The following is a 24,950-nucleotide window of genomic DNA, read 5'->3' on the forward strand; positions in this document are numbered from 1 at the left end:
GGCGGCGGTGCGGAGGTCCTCGCCGTCCTCGACGCCGCCTCCGGGGGTGTACCAGAACCGGACCGGCGTCACCGGGATCCCGGCACGCACCACCGCAGCACCCCGCACGTCCAGCCCGCCGCCGCGGAGCGCCCGCCGCGCCCGCCGAGGAGCCCTCGTCACGCGCACGACCGGGCTCTCCGTCCCGCGCGCGAACCCGCAGGCCGCGGGCTCCCCCGACTCCCGCCCCACCCCGCCGCCGTCCGGCACCTCCCGCCGTCCGGCCGCACCCGAACTCGTCGCGATCGGCGAGCGGCTGCTCGCCCGCCGATCGCGACGACCACCCCGTTGGAGGACACCATGAGCACCGCCTCGCACGACCCGAACGAGACCAACCTGTCGACCAGCGACCGGACCACGAGCTTCCGCAACAACGCGGCGGCCAAGGCCGGCAACGGTGCCCGCGCCAGCAAGGGCGCGGCCCGCGACGCCGTGGACGCCCAGCACGAGCGCTTCGGCGGCATCAAGTGGGGCGCCGCCTTCTTCGGCTGGCTGTCGGCCAACGGCCTGGCCGTCCTGCTCATCGCGCTGATCTCCGCTGCGGGCGTGGCCATCGGGCTCACCCAGGGCGTGCCCTCGGCCGAGGAGGCCACCTCCAACGCCAGCGGCATCGGCATCGGTGGCGGCATCGCGCTGCTGGTCGTCCTCTTCCTGGCCTACCTCGCCGGCGGGTACGTCGCCGGCCGGATGTCCCGCTTCGACGGTCTGCGCCAGGGCGTGGCGGTCTGGCTGATCGGCCTGCTCGTGGTCGTCGTGCTGGCGATCGTGGCCGCCGTGGCCGGCGCCCAGTACAACGTGCTCTCGCAGCTGAACCTCCCCCGCATCCCCGTCGACGAGGGCACGGCGACCACCGCCGGGATCATCGCCCTGGTCGCCGTCCTGGTGGTCACGCTCCTCGGCGCCGTCCTCGGCGGCAAGCTCGGCGAGCGTTTCCACCGCAAGGTCGACCGGGCCGGCTTCGCCGCCGCCTGATCGCCCACGGTCCTGCACCGTCGTCGCCGACCGGGGGGAAGGTCGGCGGCGGCGGTGCAGCCATGTCCGGGCCCGTCCCGGTGCTCCTGGGACGGGTGGGACGGGCGGGACACCTCCGAGCGTGTACCGAGCGTGTTCTCCCCGGCACCGTCCGTCCCGTCGCGCACCGTCGGCACGGACCCGGCACGCGGGAGCCCGGCGCACCGGACCCGCGCGGACGCCGCCGGCCGGCGGCCCGGGTGCGCAGTACCGATCCGGATCGGTCCACCCCACCGGGCACCTGCGCCCCACCCGTCCCACGAAGAGAGCGGTCGGTAGGGGAACGTTCCGTCCGACCGGGTAGACAGAACGCATGGGGAACGTCGCGGACCGTCAGTTGAGCACCGGGGGCCCGGTGCCCCCGTCGTCGCCCACGGTCGCGCTGGACGCCACGGTCACCCCCGCGCTCACCGCCGCCCTCGCCGCCACCGGCACCCCGGTCGTCGCTCGCCTGGCGCTGACCAGCACCACCAGCGTCACCGGGGCCACCCTCCGGGTCGCCGTGCAGGACGCCGAGGGCCCGGTCGGCGCCGCCGCCGAGCAGCGGGTCGACCTGCGGGCCGGCGCCACGACCGTGGTCGAGGACGTGCGGCTCACGCTGGACCCGGCGGTCGTGCGCGCGGTGTCCGCACCGTCGCTGGCCTGGGTCCGGGTGCAGCTCGAGGCCGGCGGCGTCCTGCTGGCCGAGCACCGCACCCCGGTGCACCTGCTCCCCGCCGCGCAGTGGGCGCCCACTCCCCTGCCGCTGGCCCTGGCACTGCTCGCCGCGCACGTCCAGCCCGGCGACCCGGCGGTCACCGCACTGCTGGCCGAGGCCGCCCAGCTGCTCCAGGAGGGCACCGACAGCCCGAGCATGCCCGGGTACGCCGAGGGGCCGGAGCGGGTCGACGAGGTGGTCGAGGCGCTGACCTGGGCGATGCGCCGCCACGAAGTCCGGGCCGAGGAGCCGCCGGTGGGCCGGGTCGACGCCGGCCAGGTCGTCCGTACGCCCACCGAGGTCCTCGACGGCCGGGTGGGCACCGGCCTGGACACCGTCGTCACCCTCGCGGCGGCCTGCGAGCGAGCCGGCCTGCGGCCGCTGCTGTGGGTCGTCGAGGGGCACGCGTTCCTCGGGTACTGGCGCGAGGACCGCAGCGCCCCGGACGCCGCGACCACCGACGTCTCCGCCCTGGTGGCCGAGGTCGACGCCGGCGCGATGGGCCTGGTCGAGACCCGGCTGCTCACCGACCGCGGGAACACGAGCGCCGACCTGCACGGTCCGGCCTACCGGGCCTGGCTGACCGGCGACCGGGCCCGGGTGCTGGGCGTGACCGACGTCGCCCGCGCCCGCGAGGTCGGCGTGCAGCCGCTGCCCACCGCCACCGCGGTGGACACCCCGCCCGAGCCCGAGCCCGCGCAGGCGCCGGAGCCCGCGCCCGAGCCCGTCAGCGAGGCGCCGGTCGAGCTCGTGCCCGACCCGCCGGGCGCCGCGACCGCCCCACCGCCGCCCCGGGTGCGGCAGTGGCAGAACGCGCTGCTGGACCTCAGCGTCCGCAACCGGCTGGTCAACTACAGCGAGCGCGCCGGCATCCCGCTCACGGTCCCCGGCCACGCCCTGGCCGCGCTCGAGGACCTCGTCGCCACCGGGTCCACCCTCACGCTGCTGCCCGGCGACCAGCTCGCCGACGAGCACCGCGACCGCGGCCTGCGCTCGGCCGCCGAGCTGCCCCCACGGACGCTCACCGAGCTGCTGACCGCCGCCCGGTCGGTGCACGTCGACGTCCCGCGGGCGGCCTACCTGCCGCGGCTGCGGGCGCTCGCGCACCGGGCGCGGACCGGGCTGGAGGAGACCGGCGCGAACAACCTGCACCTGGCGCTGGGCAGCCTGCACTGGGAGGCCGACGGCCGCCCACTGCGTTCCCCGCTGGTGCTCGTCCCGGTGGAGCTGAGCACCGCCTCGTCCGGGGGCGCCTACCGGCTCACCCTGGACGAGTCCGGCGCCGGCACCGCCAACCCCGTCCTGCTGCAGAAGCTCGCCCAGCTGCACGGCGTGACCGTGCCCGCCCTGGACTCCCCCGGCGGCCGCGGCCTGGACCTGGCCACCGCGATGCGCGCCGTGCAGGAGGCCCTGTCGGCCGCGGGGCTCCGCTGGCGTGTGGAGGCCACCGCGGACCTGGCGGTGCTGCCGTTCTCGACGTCGCGGATGTGGCACGACCTGGACCGGCACTGGCCAGAGCTGGTCACCAGCCCGCTGGTCGGCCACCTCGTCGACCGCCCCGACACCCCCTTCGCCGACCCGGCGCCGGGCACCGCGACCGACGTCGACCTCGACGAGCTGGCCGCGCGGTGCCCGCTGCCGGCCGACGCCTCCCAGCTGCGCGCGGTGGCCGAGGCGCTGGCCGGCCGCACGTTCGTGCTCGAGGGCCCGCCCGGCACCGGCAAGTCCCAGACCATCGCCAACCTGCTCGCCCGAGCCGTCGCCGACGGCCGGAGGGTGCTGTTCGTCGCCGAGAAGCGGGCCGCCCTGGACGTCGTGGCCCGTCGGCTGGACGCCGTGGGCATGGGGCCGTTCGTGCTCGACCTGCACGACCGGGGCAGCCGCCCGGCCGTCGTCCGGGCGCAGGTCCGGGCCGCGCTCGAGCACGCCGTCGCGGTCGACGAGCCGGGCCTGAGCGGCGACGCCGAGGAGCTGCGGTCGGCCACCCGCGCCCTGGAGCACTACGCCGAGCTGCTGCACGCGCCCAACCCGGCGGGGACGTCGCTGTACTCGGCGCACACCGACGCGCTGGCCGCCGACCCGGCCACCCCGCCGCTGCCGGTCACCGCCTCCTTCGCCGCGCGGGCCGACGCCGACGTCGTCACCGCCGTGCGCCGGGCGCTGGCGCTGCTGCCCGACATCGCGGGCCTCGCGCGCCCGTCGGCCACGCACGCGTGGGGTTTCATCGACACGATCCAGCTGGACATCACCGCCGTGCAGCAGGCCGCGGCCGCCGTCGACACCGCCGTCCGCGAGCTGCGCGCCGACGGTGCGCTGGCCGGCGCCGTGCGCGCCGCCGGCACGGCGGAGGACCTCGACACCCTGGTGCACCTGCTCACCGGGCCCCGGGTGGGCCTGGACGTGCTCGACGAGGTGCGCTCGGCCCGCTGGCGCGCGGCCACCGACGACGTCGCCGCGCAGATCGCCGCCCTCGTCGCCGCGCCGCACCCGGCGTGGGAGCTCGTCACGCCCGAGGCGCTGACCCTGCCACTGGCCGAGCTGCGCGAGCAGGCCGGCGCCGCCGCCGACACCGGTTGGCTGGCCCGGCGCGGCAAGCTCTCCTCGGTCCGCGACCGGCTGGCACCGGTGCTGCAGCCCGGCGCCACGGTGCGGCCCGGCGACGTCCTCGACCTGCTCGCCGACCTGCACCAGGTCCAGGCCGCGGTGCACGCCCTCGGTGCCCGCGCCGCCGGCATCCCCGGCCTGCAGGTGCCCGCCGACTGGAACCCGTTCCTGGACTCCGGGCGGTTCCTCGTCGACGCCGAGGTGCGCTGGCTGCGCCGCGCCGCCGCCGCGGTCGACGGCGACTCCCGGCTGGCGCGTGCACTGCGCCGGTCGCTGGCCGGCGGCCCGGTCGCCGACGCCTCCGCCGTCCCCCCGGTGGCCCGGCTGCGCGACGCCGTCACCCACCTGCTCGCCGTCTGCTCCAGCACCCCGGCGCTGCTCGCCGCCTGGACCGGTGACGAGGGCCTGGTGATGCGCTGGACGATGACCCGCCCCGAGCGGGGCGTGGAGTACGTGCACCCGCTGTCACTGCGCCGGTGGGTGAGCCTCCTGGACACCCTCGAGCCGCTGCGGCTGGCCGGGCTGACCCGGGCACGGGAGCTGCTGCGGCACGGCCTGGTGCGGGCCGAGGACGCCGTGCCCGCCTTCGACCGCGGGCTGGCCGAGGCCTCCCTGGCCGAACGGCGCGCGGCGACCGGGCTCGACGAGTTCGAGGCCGGGCGGCACGAGCAGACCATCGACCGGTTCGCCGCCGCCTCCCGCGCCGTCCGCTCGCACCTGACCGCCGCGCTGCCGGCCGGGCTGCTGGCCGCCCGGCCGGTCGACGTCACCTCCGGCGGCGGGCAGGTCGGCGCGCTCAAGCGGGAGCTGGTCGAGCAGCGCCGCGGGCTGGGCGTGCGCGGGCTGCTGGCCGCGCACGGCGAGCTGATCACCGCGGTCATGCCCTGCATGCTGGTCAGCCCGGACACCGTGGCCCGCTTCCTCCCCGCCACGACCGACCTGTTCGACCTGGTCGTGTTCGACGAGGCCAGCCAGATCCGGGTCGCCGACGCGATCGGGGCGCTGGGCCGCGCCCGGGCCGCGGTCGTGGTCGGCGACAGCCGCCAGCTGCCGCCCAGCTCGGTCGGCGAGGGCGGTGGCACGGACGCCGACGGCGCCGGGGACGCCGACGAGGAGAGCGTCCTGTCCGCGTGCGTGCGGGCCGGCGTGCCGCGGCGGTGGCTGTCCTGGCACTACCGCAGCCAGGACGAGACGCTCATCGCCTTCAGCAACGCCCAGTACTACGAGGGCCGGCTGTCCACCTTCCCCACGCCCGCCCGCACGACCGCCGACCGCGGGATCTCCCTGGTGCGGGTGCCCGGCACGTTCCTGCGCTCGGGCCCGGGGCTGCGCACCAACCCGGTCGAGGCGCAGGCGGTGGTCGAGGAGGTGCTGCGCCGGTTCGCCCGCGCCCTGCCGCCGGTGCCCTCGATCGGCCTGCCGGTCGTGCCCTCGATCGGCGTGGTCACCTTCAACGCCGCGCAGCGCACCCTCATCGAGGAGCTGCTGCGTGACTCCGGCGACGACCGCGTGGTCGACGCCCTGGACCGCACCGACGGCGAGGGCCTGTTCGTCAAGAACCTGGAGCACGTGCAGGGCGACGAGCGGGACGTCGTGCTGTTCTCCACCGGCTTCAGCCCGGACGCCGCCGGCCGGCTGCCGCTGAACTTCGGCCCGCTCAACCGCCGCGGCGGGGAGCGGCGGCTCAACGTCGCCGTCACCCGGGCCCGGCGGCAGGTCGTGGTGTTCAGCTCCTTCACCCCCGAGCAGCTGCGCGCCGAGGAGACCGCCTCGGTGGGGGTCAAGCACCTGCGCGCCTACCTCGACCTCGCCGCCCACGGCCCCGCCGCGCTGCCCGGCACCGCCCACCGGGTCGCGGTCGAGGACCGGCACCGCGACGACGTCGCCGCCGAGCTGCGGGCCCGAGGGCTGGGGGTGCAGACCGACGTGGGGCTCTCGGACTTCCGCGTCGACCTGACCGTGGCACCGGCCTCCGACCCGGACTCCCCCGTGCTCGCGGTGCTGCTCGACGGCCCGGAGTGGGCGCGGCGGGAGACCGTCGGCGACCGCGACGGCCTGCCGGTCGAGGTGCTGGGCGAGCTGATGGGCTGGCCGGCCGTCGCGCGGGTCTGGCTGCCCACCTGGCTGGCCGACCGCGAGGCCGTGCTCGACCGGTTGGCCGACGCCGTCGAGGCCGCCACCCCGCCGGCCCCCGAACCCGAGCCGGAGCCCGAGCCCGAGCCGGAGCCGGAGCCGGAGCCGGCCCCCGAGGTGCGGACGCCGGAGCCCGAGCCGGCCCCCGAGGTGCGGACGGCGCACGTCCTCCCCCGGGTCGCGCCGGCGCTCGCCGAGGACCGGCCCTGGGACGGCGCGCTCGCCGAGGTCATCCAGCTGCGCCGGTCGGCCCCCGAGCCCGCCCCCGAGCCCGCCGCCGAGCCCGCCCCCGAGCCCGCCCCCGAGCCCGCCGCCGAGACGGAGCCGGTCGCGCCCGAGCCGGTCGTCGAGGCTGAGCCGGTCGTCGAGGCTGAGCCGGTCGTCCAGCCCGAACCCGTCGTCCAGCCCGAGCCCGTCGTCCAGCCCGAGCCCGTCGTCCGGCCCGAGCCCGCGCCGGTCGCCGTCCGTGGGCCGGCTGCGCCGCGGCCGCGGCAGGCCCGGCCCGCGGCGCGGGCCGCGCAGTCGGCGCCGCTGGACGAGGAGCAGCCCTTCATCGCCTGGACGCCGCGGCTCACCGGGCAGAAGCGCCAGCTCGACCGGCTCCACGACCCGGCGGTCGCCCGGGTGGTGCGCCGGGTGCTCACCGCCGGGCTCAAGGCCGAGGGGCCGGTGCACCGCGACCGGCTCACCCGGGTCGCCGCGAACGCCTTCGGGCTGTCCCGGGTCACCGAGGCCCGGCGGGACGCGCTGCTGGCGCTGCTGCCGGCCGGCGTCCAGGACGGCGACTTCCTCTGGCCGGCCGGCGTCGACCGGGAGGCCTGGCCGTGGTTCCGCCGCCAGTCCACCAGCGCCGAGCGCCCGCTCGACCAGGTGGCCCCGCGCGAGATCGGCAACGCGATGGTCGCGCTGTGCCGGGCGGCCGACGGCCTGGCCCGCGACGAGCTGTTCGCGCGCACCGCCGACGTCTTCGGGCACCGGCGCCGCACCCCGGCGCTGGTCCCGCTGCTGGACGCGGCGCTGGCGGGCTGCCTGGCGGCCGGCCGGCTCACCGAGCAGCCCGACGGCCGCCTCACCGTCTGACCGGCCCGCGGCCGCCGGGAGGCGTGCTGCGGGTCACCGGAGGCCCCGATCTACCGTCGGGGCATGGACATCCCCACCACCAACCGGGCCGTCGTCGCCACCGCGAGCGGCCCCGTCGACGTCCTGACCGACGTCGAGCTCGACGTCCCGAGCCCCGGACCGCGCGACCTGCTGGTCGAGGTGCGTGCGGTCTCGGTCAACCCGGTCGACGTGAAGCTGCGCGGCGGCGCGCTCCCCGGCGGCGACGGCCCGCAGGTGCTCGGCTACGACGGCGCCGGTGTCGTGCGCGCGGTCGGTGACGCGGTGACCGCCTACGCCGTCGGCGACGAGGTCTACTACGCCGGGTCGATCCAGCGGCCGGGCTCGGACCAGCAGTTCCAGCTGGTCGACGAGCGCGTCGCCGGCCGCAAGCCCACCTCGCTGGACTTCGCCGAGGCGGCGGCGCTCCCGCTGACCACGATCACCGCGTGGGAGACGCTCTTCGAGCGCTGGCGGCTCACCGCCGACAGCACCGGCACCCTGCTGGTCATGGGCGCCGCCGGCGGCGTCGGCTCGATCCTGGTGCAGCTCGCCCGGCAGCTCACCGGCCTCACCGTGATCGCCGCGGTGGGCCGCCCGGAGTCCCGGGAGTGGACCACCGGTCTGGGCGCGCACCACGCCGTCGACCGCGACGACCTGGTGGCGCAGGTCGCGGCGATCGCCCCGCGCGGCGTCGACTTCGTCCTCAGCCCGTTCTCCGCCGGGATGGTGGAGACCTACACGCAGGTGATGGCGGTGGGCGGCTCGGTGGTCGCCATCGACGAGCCCGAGGGCGTGGACACCCTGCCGCTGAAGTGGAAGAGCCAGGGCTGGCACTGGGAGTTCATGTTCACCCGCGTGATCCACGACCCGGAGAGCACCGCGCACCGCGAACTGCTCGACGAGGTGGCCCGGCTGGTCGACGCCGGCACCCTGCGCACGACGCTGACCACCCGGCTCTCGCCGATCGACGCGGCGACCCTGCAGGAGGCCCACCGGCTGCTGGAGTCCTCGGCCACCATCGGCAAGGTCGTCCTCGCCGCCGGCTGACCCGGTCCTGCGGCGCTCGTGCTCTGCTCCCCGTGGTGAGCAGGGCACGAGCGTCCCCGCGGGGTCAGCGACGCCCGGTCGTGCCCGTCCCGCCCTTGTTGCGCATCGAGGCGATGGCGCTCTTGATCTTCGCCTGGTTCTGCGGCTTGCGCGCCTCGTCGACGGCCTTCTTCGCCAGGGCGCCCTTGGTGATCGCGCTGAACAGTCCCACGGTGTGCTCCTTCGTCCGGATGGGCAGGTTCCGCTCCCTCCTGCCCACCCGGACGACGGTCAACCGGAACTCGCTGGTCCCGGTCAGGACGACGGGGTCAGCCCGCGCACCCGCTCGATGAGCTCGCTCTTGCACACGGCCAGGAACCCCTCGGGATCCGGGCCGGTGTTCTGCAGCACGATGTGGTCGAACCCGGCGTCGACGTAGGGCTGGGCCTGCTGCACGTGGACGTCGAGGTCCGGGCCCACCGAGAACTGGCCGCGGATGTCGTCGGTGTCGACGGTGCTGCTGGCCGCGTCGAAGTTCACCGGGTTGGGCAGCTCGCTCATGACCTTCCAGCCCGACAGCGACCAGCGGCTGGTCTGGAGCGCGGCCTGCACGGCGGCGTCCTCGGTCTCCGCCCAGGCCATCGGCACCTCGGCGTACTTGGGCCCCGCGCCGCCGTGCTCGGCGTAGGCGTCGACCAGCTCGGGCTTGGGCTCGGTGGCGAACAGCCCGCTGCCGTACTGCGCGGCGAGCTTGGAGGCGCCCGGTCCGCCGCTGGCCACCGCGATGACCGGCAGCTGGTCGGGCAGGTCGAAGACGCGGGCGTCCTCGAGGGTCAGGTACTCGCCCTCGTAGGACTGGTAGCCGCCCTGCCACAGCAAGTTGATGATCTCCAGCGCCTCGCGCAGCATGTGGTGCCGGATCCGCACCGCCGGCCAGCCGCCGCCCACGACGTGCTCGTTGAGCCGCTCGCCGGCGCCGATGCCCAGCGTGAACCGGTTCCCGGACAGGATCTGCGTCGTCGCTGCGGCCTGGGCGATCACCGCGGGGTGGTACCGGATCATCGGGCAGGTGACGCCGGTGGCCAGCCCGATGCGCGAGGTCTGCGCGGCCATCGCCCCGAGCATCGTCCAGGTGAAGCCGCTGTGGCCCTGCTCCTCCAGCCAGGGGTGGAAGTGGTCGGACAGCTCGACGAAGTCGAACCCGGCCTCCTCGGCCGCGATCGTCTGCTCGACGACCTGGGTGGGGCTGAACGCCTCCGTGGCGAGCTTGTAACCGACCTGCATCGTGCATCCCCTCGTCGTCCGGTGGGTCTCTCCCGCCCCGGTGCCCGGAGGGCCGGGAGCGGAAACGACACCGGGCCCGCCGGGTCACCCCACGCCGATGGACACCAGGGGCCGGGCCGTGGGGCGCAGCCAGCGCATCAGCGCGGCCAGGTCGTCCCGGGCGATCGCGACACAACCCGCGGTGGGCGCCCCGTTGGTGACGTGCAGGAAGAAGGCCGACCCGGCCCCCGGCGTGCCCTGGCGGTTGTGGTCGAGGACGACCGCGAGGTCGTAAACCCACCCCTGCTGCCAGAGGTTCTCCCCGGCGGACTCCCGGAAGGAGCAGGTGCCGGGAGCGCACCGCGTGTGCCGGTTGTACAGCGGGCTGGCCACGTCGGACACCCACCAGTCGTGCTGGTCGATGACCCGGTAGGGCAGCGCGGTGCCCGGGTTGCCCGACCGTCCGAAGGCCTCGGTGAGCGTGTACGTGCCCGCCGGTGTGCGGGTGGACCCCTCGGAGGCGACCCCGATCCCGCTGGACCCCAGCCAGGCCGTCACCGGGCCGAGGACCCGGGTCCACCCGACGGGGGTCAGCTCCCACGCCGCCAGCCGGCCGGTGGTGGAGCCGGCCGACGGCGCGGCGACCGTGACGACCTGGGTGGAGTCCCCCGGGGACACCGCCATCGGGAAGGGCCAGGCGCCGGCCGGCGAGCCGTCGCCGCGACGGAACACCAGGTTGCCGTCGTCCTGCAGGGCCACCCCCCCGTCCGCACCCCAGGTGCGGCTGTCCCACACGGCCCGGCCGTCGGGAGCGTAGACGACCAGGTTCCCGTCGGTCTGCATCGCCAGCCGGCTACGGGCCGCGAACGTCCCGGTGGCCGAGAAGACCCGGTCCCCGGCGCCGTAGACGACCAGGTTGCCGTCGGCCTGCATCACCGCCCGCGCCCGTCCACCGGGCGACGTGAGCTGCTGGCCGGCCGCGAGCTGCTGCCCGGGCCGGAGCCGGTCCGGGGTGTCCCAGCCCGACCACCAGACCGCCCGGCCGTCGGCCCGGCGGACGACGAGGTTGCCGTCGTCCTGGAGGACCGCGCCCCCGTCGGCGCCCCAGGACCGGGCGTGCCACAGCGGGCGGCTCCCAGGGGCGTAGACGACGAGGTTCCCGTCGGCCTGCATGGCCAGCCAGTTCCCGGTGCCGAACGTGTACGTCGCCGCGATCACCCGGTCCCCGGGTCCGTAGACGACCAGGTTGCCGTCGGGCTGCATCGCCGCACGGTACCGGCGGTCCGGCGAGGTGAGCTGCTGGCCGGCGAGGAGGACCTGCCCCGGCCGCAGCCGGTCGGGGGCGTCCCAGCCCGACCACCAGGCGGCCCGGCCGTCCGGCCGGTAGAGCACCAGGTTGCCGTCGTCCTGCAGGGTCAGCCGGGAGCCCGGCGAGGTCCAGGTGCCGCTGTTCCACCGCGCCGCACCGTCGGGCGCGTAGACGACGACGTTGCCGTCGGGCTGCACGTCCAGCCGGCTGCCGCGGGCGTAGGTATTCGAGGCGAACAGCGCCCGCCCGTCGGGGGCGTAGACGACGAGGTTCCCGTCGGCCTGCATCACCGCCCGGTACCGGCCGTCCGGTGAGCTCAGCTGCTGGCCGGCGGCGAGCCGCTCACCCGCGGTCAGGGTGCTGCCCCCCGCCGCGGCCCGGGCAGCGGTCACCGGACCGAGCAGGAGGACGGTCAGGGCGAGCACGGTGAGCGCGGCCAGCAGGGCGGGCGTCACCCGCACGGCGCTCCTGCTGCGGGAGGTCTGCACGGGCAGGACCGTAGGTCGCGCGGGGGCGTCCGTGGGAGTTCCGTTGCTCCTCCGTCCCGCGGCCCCCACCCGGCACACGGGGACGGCCCGGGGCCGGGCGGGTCAGCGTCCGGGGAGGCCGGCCAGTGCCGTGAGCAGCCGGTCGAGGAAGGGCCCCTGCCCCTTGACCAGCTTCTCCCGGGCCTGCTCGACCGGCAGCCAGGCCGACCGGTCGATCTCCGGGTACTCCTGGACGCGCCCGGACCGCGGCGGCCACTCGACCCGGAAGGTGTTGCTGCGGGTGGCGCTCGCGTCCAGGTCGCCCTCGGCGGCCCAGATGGTGACCAGCTTGCTGCTGGAGGTGCGCAGCTCGCCGAGCGGCAGGAACTCCTCGGCCGGCACGGGTGAGCCCATCTCCTCGGCGAACTCGCGCCGGGCGACGTCCATCAGCTCCTCCCCCGGCAGCGACTCGCCCTTGGGGATCGACCAGGCGCCGGCGTCGCGGCGCGCCCAGAAGGGGCCGCCCATGTGCCCGATGAGCACCTCCAGCCGCCCGTCGGTGAACCGGTACAGCAGGATCCCGGCGCTCTTCCTGGCTGGCATCACGCCAGCGTGCCACGGCGCCGGTCCGGGTAAAGCAGGTGCGGTCCCGACGGCACCCGCGTTGACTGCAGCGGCCGCGCGGCGCCAGCCACGACCCGCCGGGACGACGTCCGCACGTCGTCCCGGCGGGTCAGGACCAGGAGGGAAAGGGACGACCATGGAGAAGATCAACGACCGGCTCTACAACTGGGCGTCGGTCCTGGAGCCCAACACCCGGGAGCAGGCCGAGCGCACCGCGGCGATGCCGTTCATCCACCCGCACATGGCGCTGATGCCCGACGCGCACCTGGGCATGGGCGCGACCGTCGGGTCGGTCATCCCGACCGAGGGCGCGATCATCCCGGCGGCGGTCGGGGTCGACATCGGCTGCGGGATGATGGCCGTGCGCACCCAGTTCGACGCCGCCGACCTGGCCGGCCGCGACCTGAGCGTGCTGCACGGGCAGATCTCGCGGTCGGTCCCGCTGTCGGCGGGTCGGTACGACAAGCGCGTCCGGGCCACCGCCGAGCCCCGCGTCGAGGAGCTGCGCGGGCTGCCGGGCGCCGACCAGGCCGACGGGGCGGCCGGCAACTGGCCGCTGCAGCTGGGCTCGCTCGGTTCGGGCAACCACTTCATCGAGGTGTCGCTCGACGAGCGCGACCGGGTGTGGCTGTTCCTGCACTCGGGCTCGCGCGGGGTGGGCAACAAGCTGGCCACGGTGCACATCCGGCGGGCGCAGGAGTGGTGCCGCGCGCACGGCGTCGAGCTGGCCGACCGCGACCTCGCGTACCTCGAGGAGGGGACGCCGGAGTTCGACGCCTACATCGAGGCGCTGCACTGGGCACAGCGGTTCGCCTGGCTCAACCGCGCCGAGATGATGGACCGCGTCGTCGAGCAGACCGGACGCTTCCTCCGCGACGACGTCCAGCGGCTGGAGACGGTCAACTGCCACCACAACTACACCGAGCGCGAGCACCACTTCGGCCGCGACGTGTGGCTGTCCCGCAAGGGCGCGATCTCGGCGCGGGAGGGGCAGGCCGGGCTGATCCCGGGCTCCATGGGGACGGCGTCCTACGTCGTCTCCGGGCGGGGCAACGCCGACGCGCTGGAGTCCTCGCCGCACGGCGCGGGCCGCAACCACTCGCGCAACGCCGCCCGCCGGCTGTTCACCCGGGCCGACCTGGAGCAGCGGATGAGCGGCATCGCGTGGGGCCACTCCGACGCGTTCCTCGACGAGCACCCCGATGCCTACAAGGACATCGACGTCGTCATGCGCGACGCCGCCGACCTCGTCGAGATCCGGCACACGCTCCGCCAGGTCGTCAACGTCAAGGGCGACTGAACGCCGGCTGGCGGCGACCGCACCGCGCGGACGCCGTCAGCCGGTGACCAGGCCCCAGTCGTCGGTGGCGATGCCGTCGGCCTGGCGCTGGGTCAGGTCACCGACGTCGACCAGCCGGTCGAGCACGTGCGCCTGGCGCTCGCGGGCCAGGTCGGGGTGCACCAGCGGGTCGTAGGCCGACGGTGCCTGGAACAGCCCGGCCAGCAGCGACGCCTGCGCCCAGGTCAGCTGGTCCGGCGCGACGCCGAAGTAGCCCTGCGTCGCGGCGGTGAGGCCGTGGAAGCCGTGCCCGTAGTAGCCGTCGTCGAGGTACATCTCGAGCAGCTCGGTCTTGCTGTACGCCCCGTCGAGCTTGAGGGCCAGGACGACGGCCTCGGCCTTCTGCACCGGGCCGTTCTCCCCGTCCAGGTAGAGGTTCTTGGCCAGCTGCTGCGGCAGCGTCGAGCCGCCCTCGTCGGTGCCGGTGACCAGGCCGCGGAACGAGCGGACGACGCCGGTCGGGCTGATGCCGGGGTTGGCGTAGAAGCTGCTGTCCTCGGTGGCGACCAGCGCCTGGAGCAGCTCCGGCGCCGGCTCGACGGTCAGCGCGGGGGACTCGTGCGCCATGAGGAAGGCGGTGACCCGCTCGGCGGCGTCGTCGACCGAGGGGGTGACCACCCAGCCGATGCCGAGCGCCAGCCCCAGCGCGGCGAGCAGGGCGACCACGACCCGCCGCAGGCCGCGGCGCACACGGTGTCCCCGGGAGCGCTGCGCCGGCGGCCGGCTCACCTCCGGGCTGTCCAGCAGACCAGATGCCATCGACTTCCTCCTCCCGAATCACGTGCCGCCCCGACGGGCGCACGTCCAGGATCCGGGCAGAAGCCGATCTCGTGATCGCCCTGGGGAGTGACTTCCCGCAGGTCAGGCGGCTCCTCCCAGGGGTGGACGACGTCATCCCGGGGCAGGACACCGCTCCGGCGGACCGGGAGTCAGCTCCCGGGCCAGGGCTCCTCGGGGCCGATGCCGAGCTCGGTGCCGCACACCCGGTCGGGGGCGACGTCCTGCGGGCGGAAGTAGATCGTCGAGGCGGTGACGTCGTCGCCGAACGCCTGCGGGGTGGTGACGGCCTCGGGGGCGTCGCCGAAGGTGGGCGCGGCCGACTCGATCGAGAAGCGCACGACCCGGGTGAACTGGCAGTTCGCCGCCACCGACTCGATGCTGAACTCGATCGGCGGCCGCTCCGTGCCGCGCACGATGTTGTCCAGCCCACCGGCGCCGGTCGAGCCCTCGACCAGGTCGATGGTCGCGTCGCCGGCCTGCACGTCGGCGCTGTCGTTCTGCGCGTGCACGTGGCCGGACACGGTCTGCCGGATGCGCCCGGGCAGCACCTCGCGCAGCTCCTCGGCGGCGACCGGCTCGTGCGCGACGAACACGTCGACCGGGCGGGCCTCGGCCGCGACGCCGTCGACCTGCTCGCCGCCGGTCGGCGCGGCCGCCGACGACGGGGCGGCCGCGGACGGGGTCGCGGACGACGCGCTCGCCTCGTCCTCCTCCGGCGGGCCCACCGCCTCGCGCGCCGCCTCCTGCTGCAGCGGCTCGACCACCGAGGGGTCGTCGGCGCCGTAGCGGCCGGCCGCGCCGTAGACGCGGGGGTCCGAGAGCCCGGCGATGGTCAGCCCGAAGGCGTCGACCACCCCGGCGGTCACTGCGTAGCCGCCCCCGCCCAAGGTCGTCTTGGTGCCCAGCACGGTGACCCCGGGGACGCCCCCCATGACCTGCGCCGTCGCCGGGGAGTCGTGGTTGCCGGCGATCCACAGCATCGGGGTGGTGGCGGTCAGCGCCCGGACGGCGTCGAGGTAGGACGGCGTGAGCTCGGCGGCGGTGCCGAACTCGCTCTCGTCACCGGCGTTGACCACCAGGTCGACGCCGTAGTTGGCCGCGTACTGCGCCACCAGCGGGTAGTTGGCGGCCAGGTGCATGTCGGAGATGACCATGATCTGCAGCGCCGTCTCCGGCGTCTGGTCGTCCTCGATCTGCGCCTGCAGCGCGGCCTGGATCCCGACGACCGAGCCGAGCACGTCGAAGGCCTTCGACTGCTGCGAGTAGTACTGGCTCAGCTCGCTGGGGAACAGCTGCGCGGCCGCCAGCGTGCCGGTGAGCTGCGACTCCCGCACCCAGTTCGGGTTGTAGCTCAGCACCCCGTACGCGGCCACGGCCACGGTGACGGCCGCGGCGGCGGCCGCCTGGCCCGCCCGGCGGCGCAGCTCGTGCGGGCGCCGCGGGCGCCCGCGCAGGTAGCGCACCGACATGCCCAGCGCCGCGGCGATGGCCAACCCCAGCGCCAGGCCGAGGAGCAGCTCGGCCACCAGCCAGCCGATGATCGTGGGGGCCTGCTCGGTCACGTCGGCCTGCAGCCGCTGCACGAAGCTCGGGACGTCGCCGCCGGCCAGCCGGGTCAGCGCCAGGACGTCGACGTCCTCGGGGCTGATGTGCACGCCGAAGGGCACGCCGCTGACCGCCGGGAACTCCCAGCTGCCCAGCGTGGTGTCCGCGCTCAGCCCCGGCCGGGTGAACAGCGAGCCCTGCACCTCGAACGGCACGCCCTGCACGGTCGCGTGGTACGGGAAGGCCTGCAGCACCGCGGCCGCACTGCCCAGCGGGAGCGCGATGCGCAGCACCCAGCGGACGACGAAGCGCAGCGCCGCGGCGGCCAGGTCACCGGCCCGCCGGGCCACGTGCTCGGCGCGCTGCCGGCGGGTCACCGGGAACGGCAGGGTGAGCTGCTGGGCGTCGTGCCGGTTGTGCGCCATCGCCTCCCATCATCCCGTGCCGCGGCGCCCGGACGCCCCGGGTGCGCGGGTGGTCCCGGCGACACCGCCCGCCCGCGGTCGGCCCGTCCGGGTGGGCGGTGGGTCCGTCGGGACGGGCCCACCGGCGATCCGTGGGACGCTGTGAGACGACCGACGACGACGCACTCGCCGACTCGTCGCCGACGAACGGGGCTCCCTTGGCAATGATCACCTGCCCCACCTGCGATTCCGACGACATCAACGGCACGCCGCAGCCCGACAGCCGGCTGCTGATCCACTGCAACGACTGCGGCCACGAGTGGCTGCGCGGTGAGGCCCGGCGCGACCCGGCCCGCCCCGCGGTCCAGACGTCGGAGTCCCTGCACGCGAGCTTCCCGGCCGCGGCCGACGTGCGACCGGACGTGCGGGAGCGGGTGATGCTGCTGACGTCGGAGTTCCTGATGGAGCGGCCCGAGCCCGACCCCGACGTCGTCCCCTACCGCGAGCGCTACGCGGCGCTGTTCACCCGCGAGGGCCTGTCCTCGGCCACGCCCGAGCAGCTGCTGCACTTCGCGAACTCCACGACCGTCGCCGACCCGGGCAACATCTCCGGGTTCAACCGGGCGTGGAAGACCGCCGGCCCGGACAAGGCCGCCGGCCAGGTGCGGGCGACGATCGAGTACCTGCTGTTCGGTCCCGAGAGCCTCAAGCTCGAGGACCGTTTCACCCACCTGGTCGACGGCACCAAGAAGGGGCTGGGCTTCCCCTCCTTCAAGGAGGCGCTGCTGACCAAGGTGCTGTGCGTGGTCGAGCCCGAGCGGTTCCTGCCCGTCGTGAAGTACACCGCGGCGGCCGGCGGCAAGAAGGAGCTGGCCAAGGCGGTCTTCGAGCTCGACCTGCCGCCCGTGGAGAAGTCCGCGTGGACCGTGGGCCGGCTGGCCGTGTGGAGCAACGACCTGCTGCGGTCGCTGGTCGGCAACGAGCTGCCCGACCTGCAGGAGGCCACCCGCTTCCTGCAGTGGGCGAAGAACCAGCCGGTGCTGTCGCGCAGCTGACCCGGCGCCGACGACGAACGCCCCGCCCCGGGTCTCCCGGGAGCGGGGCGTTCGTCGTGTCGGTGGTGCTGCGGGTCAGTCGCCGCTGTAGGCGCTGACGCCGAAGTGCTGGTCGCCGTTGTCGTCCTCCTGGACGAGCACGGTGGCCGCCTGGCCGCCGACGATGACCGCGCAGGTGTCGCCGGTGCACTCGATCGTCTCGACCTCGAGGTCCTGCCCGGCCAGGAACGTGGTCACCGCGGCCTCGGTGTCGGCGTTCGCGTCGTCCCGCTGGTTGCGGTAGAGCACGACCGCGGCGATGGCCAGGGCGGCCACGATGACCACCAGCAGCGCCGAGATCAGCGCGTTGGTGTTGCGGGCGACCCAGCCGGGCTCGCCGGAGCCGTCGCCGACCGTGCCGTCGGGGTCCGTGCCGTGCGGGGTGGTGCCGTCGCCGATCGTGCCCTGGCTGGTGACACCCGGGGTGTCAGCGGTGCCCACGGAGGTGGCGCCGCCGGCCGGGGTCTGCGGGACGGGCCCGGCCGAGCCCGGCTCGGTGGGGTGGGTGCTGCCGTCGGTGCTCATCGGGTCCGTGCCTCGCTCGGGGTGGTCGGGCGCCGCGTGGCCGCGGCAGGGTGGTCTGGGGGTGGTGCCGGTCTGGGTGCGGGCGCGCACACCGGCGGTCACGACAGTGCCACAACGAGGTGTGCGCCGGCCTGCGGGCTACCGGACGGCGGCTTGCGCGTCCGGGCGGTCGCGGGGCGGCACGCTCCCGGTGTGCGCGGCGAACCAGGCCACGATCTCCTCCCCCGCCGCGGCTCCGGTGCTGGTCAGCGCGTCGACCCAGGGCGCCGACCAGCCGCTGGCGGCGATCTCGCCGTGCCCGGGGCGCACCGCGCGGTCGGCGGCGGCGAGCAGGTCGACGTCCAGCAGCGAGTCGCCGGCGGCCAGGACGACGTCGGCGCCGACCCGGCGGGCCACCTCCATCGCCGCGGTGGACTTCTGCAGCGGCTGCGGCACCAGGTAGATCTTGCGGCCCTGCAGCGACACCGACCAGCCGCCGGCCCGGGCCCGGTCGGTGAGCCGCTCGACCACCCCGGCGGGGACGGCCGGCCGGTCGACGACCACAGAGCAGAACAGGTCGGCCGCGATCCGGGGGCGGCCGGCCCACTCCGGACGGCAGAGCGCGGTGAGGTCGGCGAGGACCGCGGACAGCGGCGCCACCGCGGCCACCTCGCGCGCCACGCGGGCGGCCCACACGGGGTCGGGGACACCGTCGACGAGCAGGACCCCGCCGTTCGCGGCGATCGCGTACCGGGGGGCGGGGCCGGGCAGCCGCACCCGGGCGAGCTGGGCCGGGGTCCGGGTGGTGACCGGGACGACGACCTCCCGCGCGGCGAGCGCGGCCAGCGCGGTGGCGGCGGCGGGGGTCATGAAGGAGATGTCGCGGCCCTCGTACCGCTCGACGGCGACCAGCCCGGTGGCGCCCGGGCCGTCGGGGTCGGCGACGAGCCCACCGGAGGGCGCTGCCGCCGCGGAGTAGATGAGCGTGCGGTCGAGGTCGCTGGCGATGAGCGTGCGGGTCACGTGGTCCTCCCGAGGGGCCGGATCAGCCCGACGCAGGCGTAGGCCATGTCGTCGACGAGCTCGACGGCGGCGCCGCGCTGGTCGGCCAGCAGCAGCACGTGGCCGAGGTCGGCGACGGCGTCCCGGCGGACCAGCACCTTCTCCGGCACCCGGCGCAGCAGCACCCGGGTGGTCTCGCCCACCCCGGGCTTGACCAGGTCCAGGTCGGCGATGCCGTGCTCGGCGGCCAGCCGCTGCACGGTCGCCCGGCCCGACCAGGTGGGGGTGCGGTCGGCGGCGCGATGGGCCGGCAGGTCGGCGGCCACCCGGCCGGCGACCGCGGCGAACCGGTCGCTGACGGTGTCCAGGAACCGCGCCGAGACGTCGGCCGGCGCGAGGTCCGCGTAGAACTTCGCGCCGTGGAACTGGCCGGGGGCGATCAGCCGGTCGGTGAGCACGGTGCGCGACACCAGGCCGGACACCGTGGAGTTCAGGCACGCGGAGGCGATGAGGAAGTCGCGCCGGGTGCCGAACGTGGGCGTGCAGGAGCCGGGGTCGGCGAGCACGGCCAGCTCGGCGGAGAAGCCGCGTCCGGCCGGCAGCGCCGCGTTGGCCCGGGCGACCGAGCCGGCCAGCTCGCGGCTGATCGCGCCCTTGCCGGTCCAGCCGTCGACGAAGACGACGTCCCGCGGGTCGTGCCGGGCGGCCAGGTACGCCAGGGCCACCTGGTCGATGCCGCGCCCGCGCAGGATCGACACGGCCGCGTGCGGGAGGTCCAGCCCGTGGGCGGCGCGGGCCCAGCGGCGCATCAGGATGCCGACCGGGGTGCCGGCGCGGGCCAGGGAGACCAGCACCGGGGGGCGCGCGCGCTCGGCGAGCACGAGCTCGGTGACCAGCCCGACGGCGTGCGCGAGCGTCCCCGCCGAGGACTCCAGCGCCCGGTCGAACAGCCGCTGGTACTCCGGTCCCGGCTGGTACTCGACCGGCAGCGACTCCGAGTAGTGCGCCGCACCCGACTGAACGGCCTCCTCGCGCTCCTCGACCGGCGCCTCCAGGTCGGCCCCGGAGAGGTCGGTGAGCAGCCAGCCGACCTCCTCGGCGCGGTACGAGCCGAACGCCGGGCCGTGCAGCGCGGGCGGCAGCGCGGACGGCAGTGTCGCGGTCACCGGTCACCCGGGCGTGCGCTCGGGACGGTGAGGACCGTGACCGGGCCGGCGGCCACCGCGGCCAGCCGGGCCCGCAGCGCGGCGTCGGCGTCCGTGGTCGCGTCGTCGACCACCAGCAGCACCGCGTCGAACGGCGCACCGCCCGCCGGCGGCGCCACGTTGTAGGCGTACCGCGGCCCGGGCCCGTCGGCGGGGTCGTCGTGCGCGGGGAAGGTCAGCGCGGTGCGGATCGCGCAGCCGGGCTCGTCGACCGGGACGACAGGCGAGCGGGTGGTGCTGCTGACCAGCACCTCCACCCCGTCGCCGGCCAGCAGCGCGGCGAGCTCGGCGGCCAGCCGGGTGGGCAGGTACATCAGCTCCTCGGTGGCGAGCACGAGCAGCCGCTCCCCCGCCGTGCGCGGCAGACCGGGCAGCAGCTCCCGGGCCAGGTCGGCCACCGCGGCGTCGAAGGCGGGGCGCTCGGCGTCGTCGAAGCCGTGCCGTGCGCCGTCCCGGACGCCGGCCGGCCAGCCGGTGACCGTGCGCACCGCGGCCGGCCCGGGAGGGGGCTCGACCGGCGGCCGGCCGTGCTCCTCGACCAGGGCGGCGCCGCGGTCCAGCGCGTCGGCGGGCAGCGCGATCTCCCCGGACACCAGCGCGACCACCTCGACGTCCACCCCGGTGCGGCGGGTGAAGGCGGCCAGCGCGGCCCGGTCGGCGGCCGGGCGCAGGTCGACGAGTGCGGCGACCAGGTACCGCTGCCGCGGGGCGGACGCCTGGACGGCGCGGATCGTGTCCATCACCGTCGCGCCGGTGGACAGCTCGTCGTCGACCAGCACCAGCGGCCGCGGCCCGGTCAGCAGCCCGGCGTCCGTGGGCAGCAGCAGGTGGCTCGTGGCGTGCGAGTGCGACTCCTCGAACGCCCCGACCGGGGGCACGCCGGGCACCGGCCGCCGGGTGGAGTGCAGGTAGGGGGCGCGCAGCTGGTCGGCCACCGCGTGCCCGAGACCGGTGGCGGTCTCGGCGTAGCCGAGCACCAGCGCGTCGGCGGCCGCCGTGGGCAGGTGCGCGTCGAGGACGGTGAGCAGCCGGGACGACGCCGTGCCGTCGCCCCGCAGCGCGGCGGCGACCAGCGCACCGCCGTCCCCGGCGACGCCGCTGGGCACCCCGGTGAGCCGGTCGGCGACCAGCGCCCCGAGCAGCCGGCCGGCGCCGTGCACCAGCCGAGGGTCGGTGGGCACGTGCTTGCCCAGCACCCGGCTGACCAGCAGGTGCGCCCGGCGCGGGTTGCGCCGCAGCGCCATGCCGACGAGGTCCTCGGCGACCAGGCCGCCCACGCCGGCGGTGGTGGTGAGCCGGGCGCCGAGCCGGTCGGCGGTCCACTGCCCGCTCCAGGTCCTCACAGCGCGGCCCCGAGCAGGTCGACGAAGGACGTCCTCGGGTGGGCGACGCCGAACACCGCGGCCCGCCGCAGGGTCTGCAGCGCCCAGGCCGTGTGCGGCTTGGACTCGTTCATCTTGTTGCCGAACGCCGAGGCCGCCGCCCCGCCGGCCGCGCCGGTGCCCAGGACGGCGACGGCGTCGCTGTGCTCCTCGTGCGTGACCACCGACAGCGCGTGCACCGCGGCGACGTGCGAGGGGTGGATGACCGTCTTGCCGCTCAGCCCGTTGGCCCGGTCCAGGACCACCTCGCGGATCAGCCCGTCGAGGTCGCGGCGGATGAGCTCGGTGCGCAGCGCGCGCTCCTGGTGCTCCTCGAACGGGGTCTGCCGCAGCTGGGGCTTGAACAGCCGCTCGGGGCTGGAGAAGTACTCCCAGACCGCGCCGGTGATCACGTGGCCGGTGCCGTCGGCGCGGCCGAGGACGTTGACGATGTCGGCGATGACGTCGGCCAGCACCCGGACGTCGTAGACGGTGAGCTCGCGGCTGCGGCGCAGGCCGTAGGCCGCGGACAGGTCGGTGGCGCCGATCCGCACGGCGAGCACGAGCTCCCGGTGCGCGGCGAGCAGGTCGCGGATGCCCAGCAGCGCCGCCGCCCGGGACTCGGTGTGGGCGATCTCCGGGGACTCCAGCACCGGCATCACCCGCAGCAGCCGGCCGGTGCGCTCGCTGGCGGCGACCACCTCGGCGAGGAAGGCCGGCCCGGTGCGGGCGGTGAACTTGGGCAGCACGAACCCGGTGAGCACGCCGACGTCGCCGCCGAGCCCGGCCACGATCGCCGGCACCTGCTCGGGGGCGCGCACCCGCACGAACACCAGCGGGCCGTCGGGGGCGCTCGCGGCGTGCTCGTGCAGCTGGGCGACGACGTTGCGCTCGGCGGCGGGGACGTCGGCGTCGGCGATCGCGTCCTCCAGGCAGAGGACGGCGCTGAGCACCCCGGCAGCGCGGTTGCGCGCGAGGTCCCCCGCCAGGGCCGGGCGGGTCGCCGGGCTGTAGAGCGTGGCGCCGAGGGCCAGCCCGAGCACGGCGGCGTCGTCGGTGGCGGTGAAGGGCTGGGGCGGCAGGGTGAACAGCCGCGCCTGGTCCGCGCCGGTCAGGGTGTCGAAGTGGCGCATGAAGGACCTCGGGAGGGAGACCACCGGTGGCTGGGTGGTGCGGGCGGGGGACGCGGGACGGCTCAGGCCCGGCAGCGGACCAGGGACAGCGGGATGCCGGGCGTCACAGGACGGGCGTGGCGCCGTCGGCCCAGGTGATCCGGTCGTAGCCGAACGCCTGGGCGACCTCGCGGACGGCGCCGGTGAGCAGCTCGCCCTCCGCGCGCAGCACGAACTCCCCGTCGATCGCGTACAGCGACAGGGCGGCGACCGGACCGGCGTGCCGGCCGACGTCCAGCGGGACCTCGACCCGGGCCCCGCCGAACGTGGTCACCCGCAGCGTGCCGCCCCAGTCGAGCTCGCGGCCGGACTCGGAGAACGCGTAGACCAGCAGCCGGCACAGCGCCCGGGACTGCCGCAGGTCGACCGTCAGCTTCTCGTGGGCGCCGCGGGCGCCGGTGACCACCGGACGGCGGGAGTCCGGCGGCGCGGTGCCGATGCCGGTGGCCAGCTGCACGATGCCGGAGGTGCCGTCGGCCAGGGCGTACAGCGCCCCGATCCGCACGTCGCCGACCGCGGCGGACGAGATCGCCTCGATGGTCAGCGTGCCGACGCCGGACTGCACCCGGGTGAGGGTGACCGTGGGGTCGCGGCGGGTCAGGATCACCCGGCCTCCCGGGGCGAGCCGGGGCACCGCGCGGCGCACCGGCGCCGGCGTCCGCGCTGGGGCCGTAGCCGGGGCCGGGGCCGGGGCGGCGGGCGGCGGGCTCGCCGGGCCGAGGTCGAGCGGCGAGGGGTCCGACGGCCGGGGGCTCGCGGCGGGCACCGGCGCTGCCCCGGGCTCGGACAGGTCCAGCGGTGAGGACAGGTCCAACGAGGACGACGGCCGGGGGCTCGGGCTCGGCGCCGGGACCGAGGGAGGACCCGAGAGGTCCAGCGGGTCCGACAGGTCGAGCGAGGGCGCCGGCCGCGGGCCCGCGGGCGAGGGCGGCGCGGCGGCCGGATCCGACAGGTCCAGCGACACCGACGGCCGGGGGCCCGGCACCGGAGCCGGGTCGGACAGGTCGAGTCCGCCCGACGGCGCGGACAGGTCGAGCCCCACCGACGGCGTGGGCTGCGCGGGCTCGGGAGCCGGCGCGGGGCGTGGCGGCTCGGGCGCCGGTGCGGTGCCCGGGACCGGCCGCCGGGTGCGGTGCCGCAGCCAGCCCAGGTCCGGGCGCGGCGGCGCGGACGCCGGCGGCTGCCCGATCACAGCGGCAGGCCGTAGTCGGCGGCGATGCCGGCGATCCCGCTGGTGTAGCCGGCGCCGAGCACCCGGAACTTCCAGTCGCGCTGGTGCCGGTAGACCTCGCCGAGCACCAGCGCGGTCTCCCCCGACAGCGCGCTCGCCAGGTTCTCCGAGCGCACCAGCTCGCGGCTGCCCGGCGCCTCCCGGACGACGACGGTGAGCTCGCGCAGCTGCCCGAGGGTGCGCCGCTGCGCCGTCCCGTCGTTGAGGTAGAGGACCACGACGACCCGGGTGACCTCGGCCGGGACGGCGGTCAGGTCGATCTCGACCTGCTCGTCGTCACCGGCCAGCGCGGTCTCCCGCTGGGCGACCGACTCCTCCGGGGAGGTGAGCTGGTTGAAGAACACGAAGTGCTCGGGCGAGAGCGCCTTGCTGTCGGCGTCGCACAGGACGGTGCCCAGCACCAGGTTGTCCTGGACCAGCCGTTCGGCCCCGGCGTTCCAGGAGACGCCGACGAGGATCCGGCTCAGCCCCGGGATCTCGCGGGTCAGCGCCACGTTGGCGCCGCGGCTCATCGCCGGCATCAGGCGTCCTTCACAGGTCGAGATCGGATCGGGAGAACTTGGTGCGCAGGAAGCTGCCCTGGGTCATCAGCGCGTCGACGTCCTGGTGCGCCGCGGCGTCCCGGACGGCGAGCGCCGCGGTCTCCAGCGCGTCGAGCTGCTCGAGCAGCGACTCGGTCGGCGTGCGGCCGCTGGCCCGCGGGGTGTCGACGAGCTCCTCGTCGACGGCCAGGTAGCCGCGCACCGTGGTGGGCAGGTAGTCCGTCGCCGTGGCCCGCACCGAGATGACCGCGTAGACGTCGAGCGGACGCACCTCGGCGCCGTCGACGACCTCGCCGAGCGCGTCGGTGATCCGCCGGGCGGCGACCACCGCGGCCAGGGGCAGCCGACCGGCGGAGGCGTTCACCAGCCGGTTCACGCCCGTGATCGCCGTCCGCAGCGCCGCCGGGCTGTCCTCGTCCTGGGGCGTGAGCTCGGCGACGACCCGGGAGACGGCCTCAGGCCGCCTGAACCACGCCACCGCCGCGCCTCCCCCCGTC

Annotated in this window: 19 protein-coding genes; 5 read left to right on the top strand and 14 right to left on the bottom strand. The window is 76.1% G+C overall.

The window, feature by feature from the left end:
* Nucleotides 1–339: 339 nt before the first annotated feature.
* The 3 genes from ACGBYP_RS18405 (at nt 340) to ACGBYP_RS18415 (ending at nt 8,632) form a co-directional block, all read left to right on the top strand.
* Nucleotides 340–1,011, top strand: coding sequence for a hypothetical protein (locus ACGBYP_RS18405; protein ID WP_411586430.1), 672 nt, complete (start codon nt 340–342; stop codon nt 1,009–1,011).
* 352 nt (nt 1,012–1,363) lie between these two features.
* Nucleotides 1,364–7,564, top strand: coding sequence for a DUF4011 domain-containing protein (locus ACGBYP_RS18410; RefSeq protein ID WP_411586432.1), 6,201 nt, complete (start codon nt 1,364–1,366; stop codon nt 7,562–7,564).
* Nucleotides 7,565–7,627: 63 nt separating this feature from the next.
* On the top strand, nt 7,628–8,632 hold the full coding sequence (locus ACGBYP_RS18415) for a zinc-binding alcohol dehydrogenase family protein (protein ID WP_411586435.1): 1,005 nt from the start codon (nt 7,628–7,630) through the stop codon (nt 8,630–8,632).
* Between the two features lie 64 nt (nt 8,633–8,696).
* On the opposite strand, the gene ACGBYP_RS18420 is transcribed toward ACGBYP_RS18415, so the two are convergent.
* From ACGBYP_RS18420 to ACGBYP_RS18435, 4 genes are all read right to left on the bottom strand, one after another.
* The gene (locus ACGBYP_RS18420; RefSeq protein WP_411586437.1) at nt 8,697–8,843 is read right to left on the bottom strand and encodes a hypothetical protein; all 147 of its coding nucleotides are present in this window, start codon (nt 8,841–8,843) and stop codon (nt 8,697–8,699) included.
* An 83-nt stretch (nt 8,844–8,926) separates the two neighbouring features.
* A complete protein-coding gene (locus ACGBYP_RS18425) occupies nt 8,927–9,895 on the bottom strand; it encodes a TIGR03557 family F420-dependent LLM class oxidoreductase (RefSeq protein WP_411586439.1) in 969 nt (322 codons plus the stop codon).
* Between the two features lie 84 nt (nt 9,896–9,979).
* Complete coding sequence (locus tag ACGBYP_RS18430) at nt 9,980–11,671, bottom strand: L,D-transpeptidase family protein (protein WP_411586441.1); 1,692 nt, start codon at nt 11,669–11,671, stop codon at nt 9,980–9,982.
* Between the two features lie 102 nt (nt 11,672–11,773).
* Nucleotides 11,774–12,253: an NUDIX domain-containing protein gene (locus ACGBYP_RS18435; RefSeq protein WP_411586442.1), complete on the bottom strand. Its 480-nt coding sequence runs from the start codon at nt 12,251–12,253 to the stop codon at nt 11,774–11,776.
* A 157-nt stretch (nt 12,254–12,410) separates the two neighbouring features.
* Between ACGBYP_RS18435 and ACGBYP_RS18440 the strand changes: the two genes are divergently transcribed.
* Nucleotides 12,411–13,574 carry an RtcB family protein gene (locus ACGBYP_RS18440; protein WP_411586444.1) on the top strand — a complete coding sequence of 388 codons (1,164 nt, stop codon included), beginning with the start codon at nt 12,411–12,413 and terminating at the stop codon, nt 13,572–13,574.
* Between the two features lie 36 nt (nt 13,575–13,610).
* On the opposite strand, the gene ACGBYP_RS18445 is transcribed toward ACGBYP_RS18440, so the two are convergent.
* On the bottom strand, nt 13,611–14,372 hold the full coding sequence (locus tag ACGBYP_RS18445; protein ID WP_411586446.1) for a biosynthetic peptidoglycan transglycosylase: 762 nt from the start codon (nt 14,370–14,372) through the stop codon (nt 13,611–13,613).
* 170 nt (nt 14,373–14,542) lie between these two features.
* Nucleotides 14,543–16,363, bottom strand: coding sequence for a metallophosphoesterase family protein (locus ACGBYP_RS18450; protein ID WP_411586448.1), 1,821 nt, complete (start codon nt 16,361–16,363; stop codon nt 14,543–14,545).
* A gap of 203 nt (nt 16,364–16,566) precedes the next feature.
* Here ACGBYP_RS18450 and ACGBYP_RS18455 point away from each other — a divergent pair, with 203 nt between their 5' ends.
* Nucleotides 16,567–17,397: a hypothetical protein gene (locus tag ACGBYP_RS18455; protein WP_411586451.1), complete on the top strand. Its 831-nt coding sequence runs from the start codon at nt 16,567–16,569 to the stop codon at nt 17,395–17,397.
* A gap of 75 nt (nt 17,398–17,472) precedes the next feature.
* On the opposite strand, the gene ACGBYP_RS18460 is transcribed toward ACGBYP_RS18455, so the two are convergent.
* From ACGBYP_RS18460 to ACGBYP_RS18495, 8 genes are all read right to left on the bottom strand, one after another.
* A complete protein-coding gene (locus ACGBYP_RS18460; RefSeq protein ID WP_411586453.1) occupies nt 17,473–17,961 on the bottom strand; it encodes a hypothetical protein in 489 nt (162 codons plus the stop codon).
* Nucleotides 17,962–18,099: 138 nt separating this feature from the next.
* Nucleotides 18,100–18,963 (bottom strand): HAD family hydrolase, encoded by an 864-nt coding sequence (locus ACGBYP_RS18465; RefSeq protein ID WP_411586455.1) that lies wholly within the window; start codon nt 18,961–18,963, stop codon nt 18,100–18,102.
* A complete protein-coding gene (locus ACGBYP_RS18470) occupies nt 18,960–20,108 on the bottom strand; it encodes a cysteine protease StiP family protein (RefSeq protein ID WP_411586457.1) in 1,149 nt (382 codons plus the stop codon). The genes ACGBYP_RS18465 and ACGBYP_RS18470 overlap by 4 nt, the downstream gene beginning before the upstream one ends.
* Nucleotides 20,105–21,490 (bottom strand): phosphoribosyltransferase family protein, encoded by a 1,386-nt coding sequence (locus ACGBYP_RS18475; protein WP_411586458.1) that lies wholly within the window; start codon nt 21,488–21,490, stop codon nt 20,105–20,107. Before ACGBYP_RS18475 ends, ACGBYP_RS18470 begins: the two co-directional genes overlap by 4 nt.
* Nucleotides 21,487–22,641 carry an HpcH/HpaI aldolase/citrate lyase family protein gene (locus tag ACGBYP_RS18480; RefSeq protein WP_411586460.1) on the bottom strand — a complete coding sequence of 385 codons (1,155 nt, stop codon included), beginning with the start codon at nt 22,639–22,641 and terminating at the stop codon, nt 21,487–21,489. Before ACGBYP_RS18480 ends, ACGBYP_RS18475 begins: the two co-directional genes overlap by 4 nt.
* Nucleotides 22,642–22,744: 103 nt before the next feature.
* Entirely contained in the window at nt 22,745–23,287 is a 543-nt protein-coding gene (locus ACGBYP_RS18485) for a hypothetical protein (RefSeq protein WP_411586462.1), read from the bottom strand.
* A gap of 581 nt (nt 23,288–23,868) precedes the next feature.
* Nucleotides 23,869–24,432 (bottom strand): TerD family protein, encoded by a 564-nt coding sequence (locus ACGBYP_RS18490; protein ID WP_411586464.1) that lies wholly within the window; start codon nt 24,430–24,432, stop codon nt 23,869–23,871.
* Nucleotides 24,433–24,442: 10 nt separating this feature from the next.
* Nucleotides 24,443–24,931: a hypothetical protein gene (locus ACGBYP_RS18495; protein WP_411586465.1), complete on the bottom strand. Its 489-nt coding sequence runs from the start codon at nt 24,929–24,931 to the stop codon at nt 24,443–24,445.
* Between the last annotated feature and the right edge of the window lie 19 nt (nt 24,932–24,950).

This window comes from Modestobacter sp. SSW1-42, assembly GCF_046635825.1.
In the GTDB taxonomy this organism is placed as follows: Bacteria; Actinomycetota; Actinomycetes; order Mycobacteriales; family Geodermatophilaceae; genus Modestobacter.

Coding starts and splice junctions, on each gene's coding strand:
- ACGBYP_RS18450 (WP_411586448.1), bottom strand. CDS start 16,363: ATGGCGCACAACCGGCACGACGCCCAGCAGCTCACCCTGCCGTTCCCG.
- ACGBYP_RS18415 (WP_411586435.1), top strand. CDS start 7,628: ATGGACATCCCCACCACCAACCGGGCCGTCGTCGCCACCGCGAGCGGC.
- ACGBYP_RS18455 (WP_411586451.1), top strand. CDS start 16,567: ATGATCACCTGCCCCACCTGCGATTCCGACGACATCAACGGCACGCCG.
- ACGBYP_RS18435 (WP_411586442.1), bottom strand. CDS start 12,253: ATGCCAGCCAGGAAGAGCGCCGGGATCCTGCTGTACCGGTTCACCGAC.
- ACGBYP_RS18410 (WP_411586432.1), top strand. CDS start 1,364: ATGGGGAACGTCGCGGACCGTCAGTTGAGCACCGGGGGCCCGGTGCCC.
- ACGBYP_RS18490 (WP_411586464.1), bottom strand. CDS start 24,432: ATGCCGGCGATGAGCCGCGGCGCCAACGTGGCGCTGACCCGCGAGATC.
- ACGBYP_RS18460 (WP_411586453.1), bottom strand. CDS start 17,961: ATGAGCACCGACGGCAGCACCCACCCCACCGAGCCGGGCTCGGCCGGG.
- ACGBYP_RS18405 (WP_411586430.1), top strand. CDS start 340: ATGAGCACCGCCTCGCACGACCCGAACGAGACCAACCTGTCGACCAGC.
- ACGBYP_RS18440 (WP_411586444.1), top strand. CDS start 12,411: ATGGAGAAGATCAACGACCGGCTCTACAACTGGGCGTCGGTCCTGGAG.
- ACGBYP_RS18480 (WP_411586460.1), bottom strand. CDS start 22,641: ATGCGCCACTTCGACACCCTGACCGGCGCGGACCAGGCGCGGCTGTTC.
- ACGBYP_RS18425 (WP_411586439.1), bottom strand. CDS start 9,895: ATGCAGGTCGGTTACAAGCTCGCCACGGAGGCGTTCAGCCCCACCCAG.
- ACGBYP_RS18445 (WP_411586446.1), bottom strand. CDS start 14,372: ATGGCATCTGGTCTGCTGGACAGCCCGGAGGTGAGCCGGCCGCCGGCG.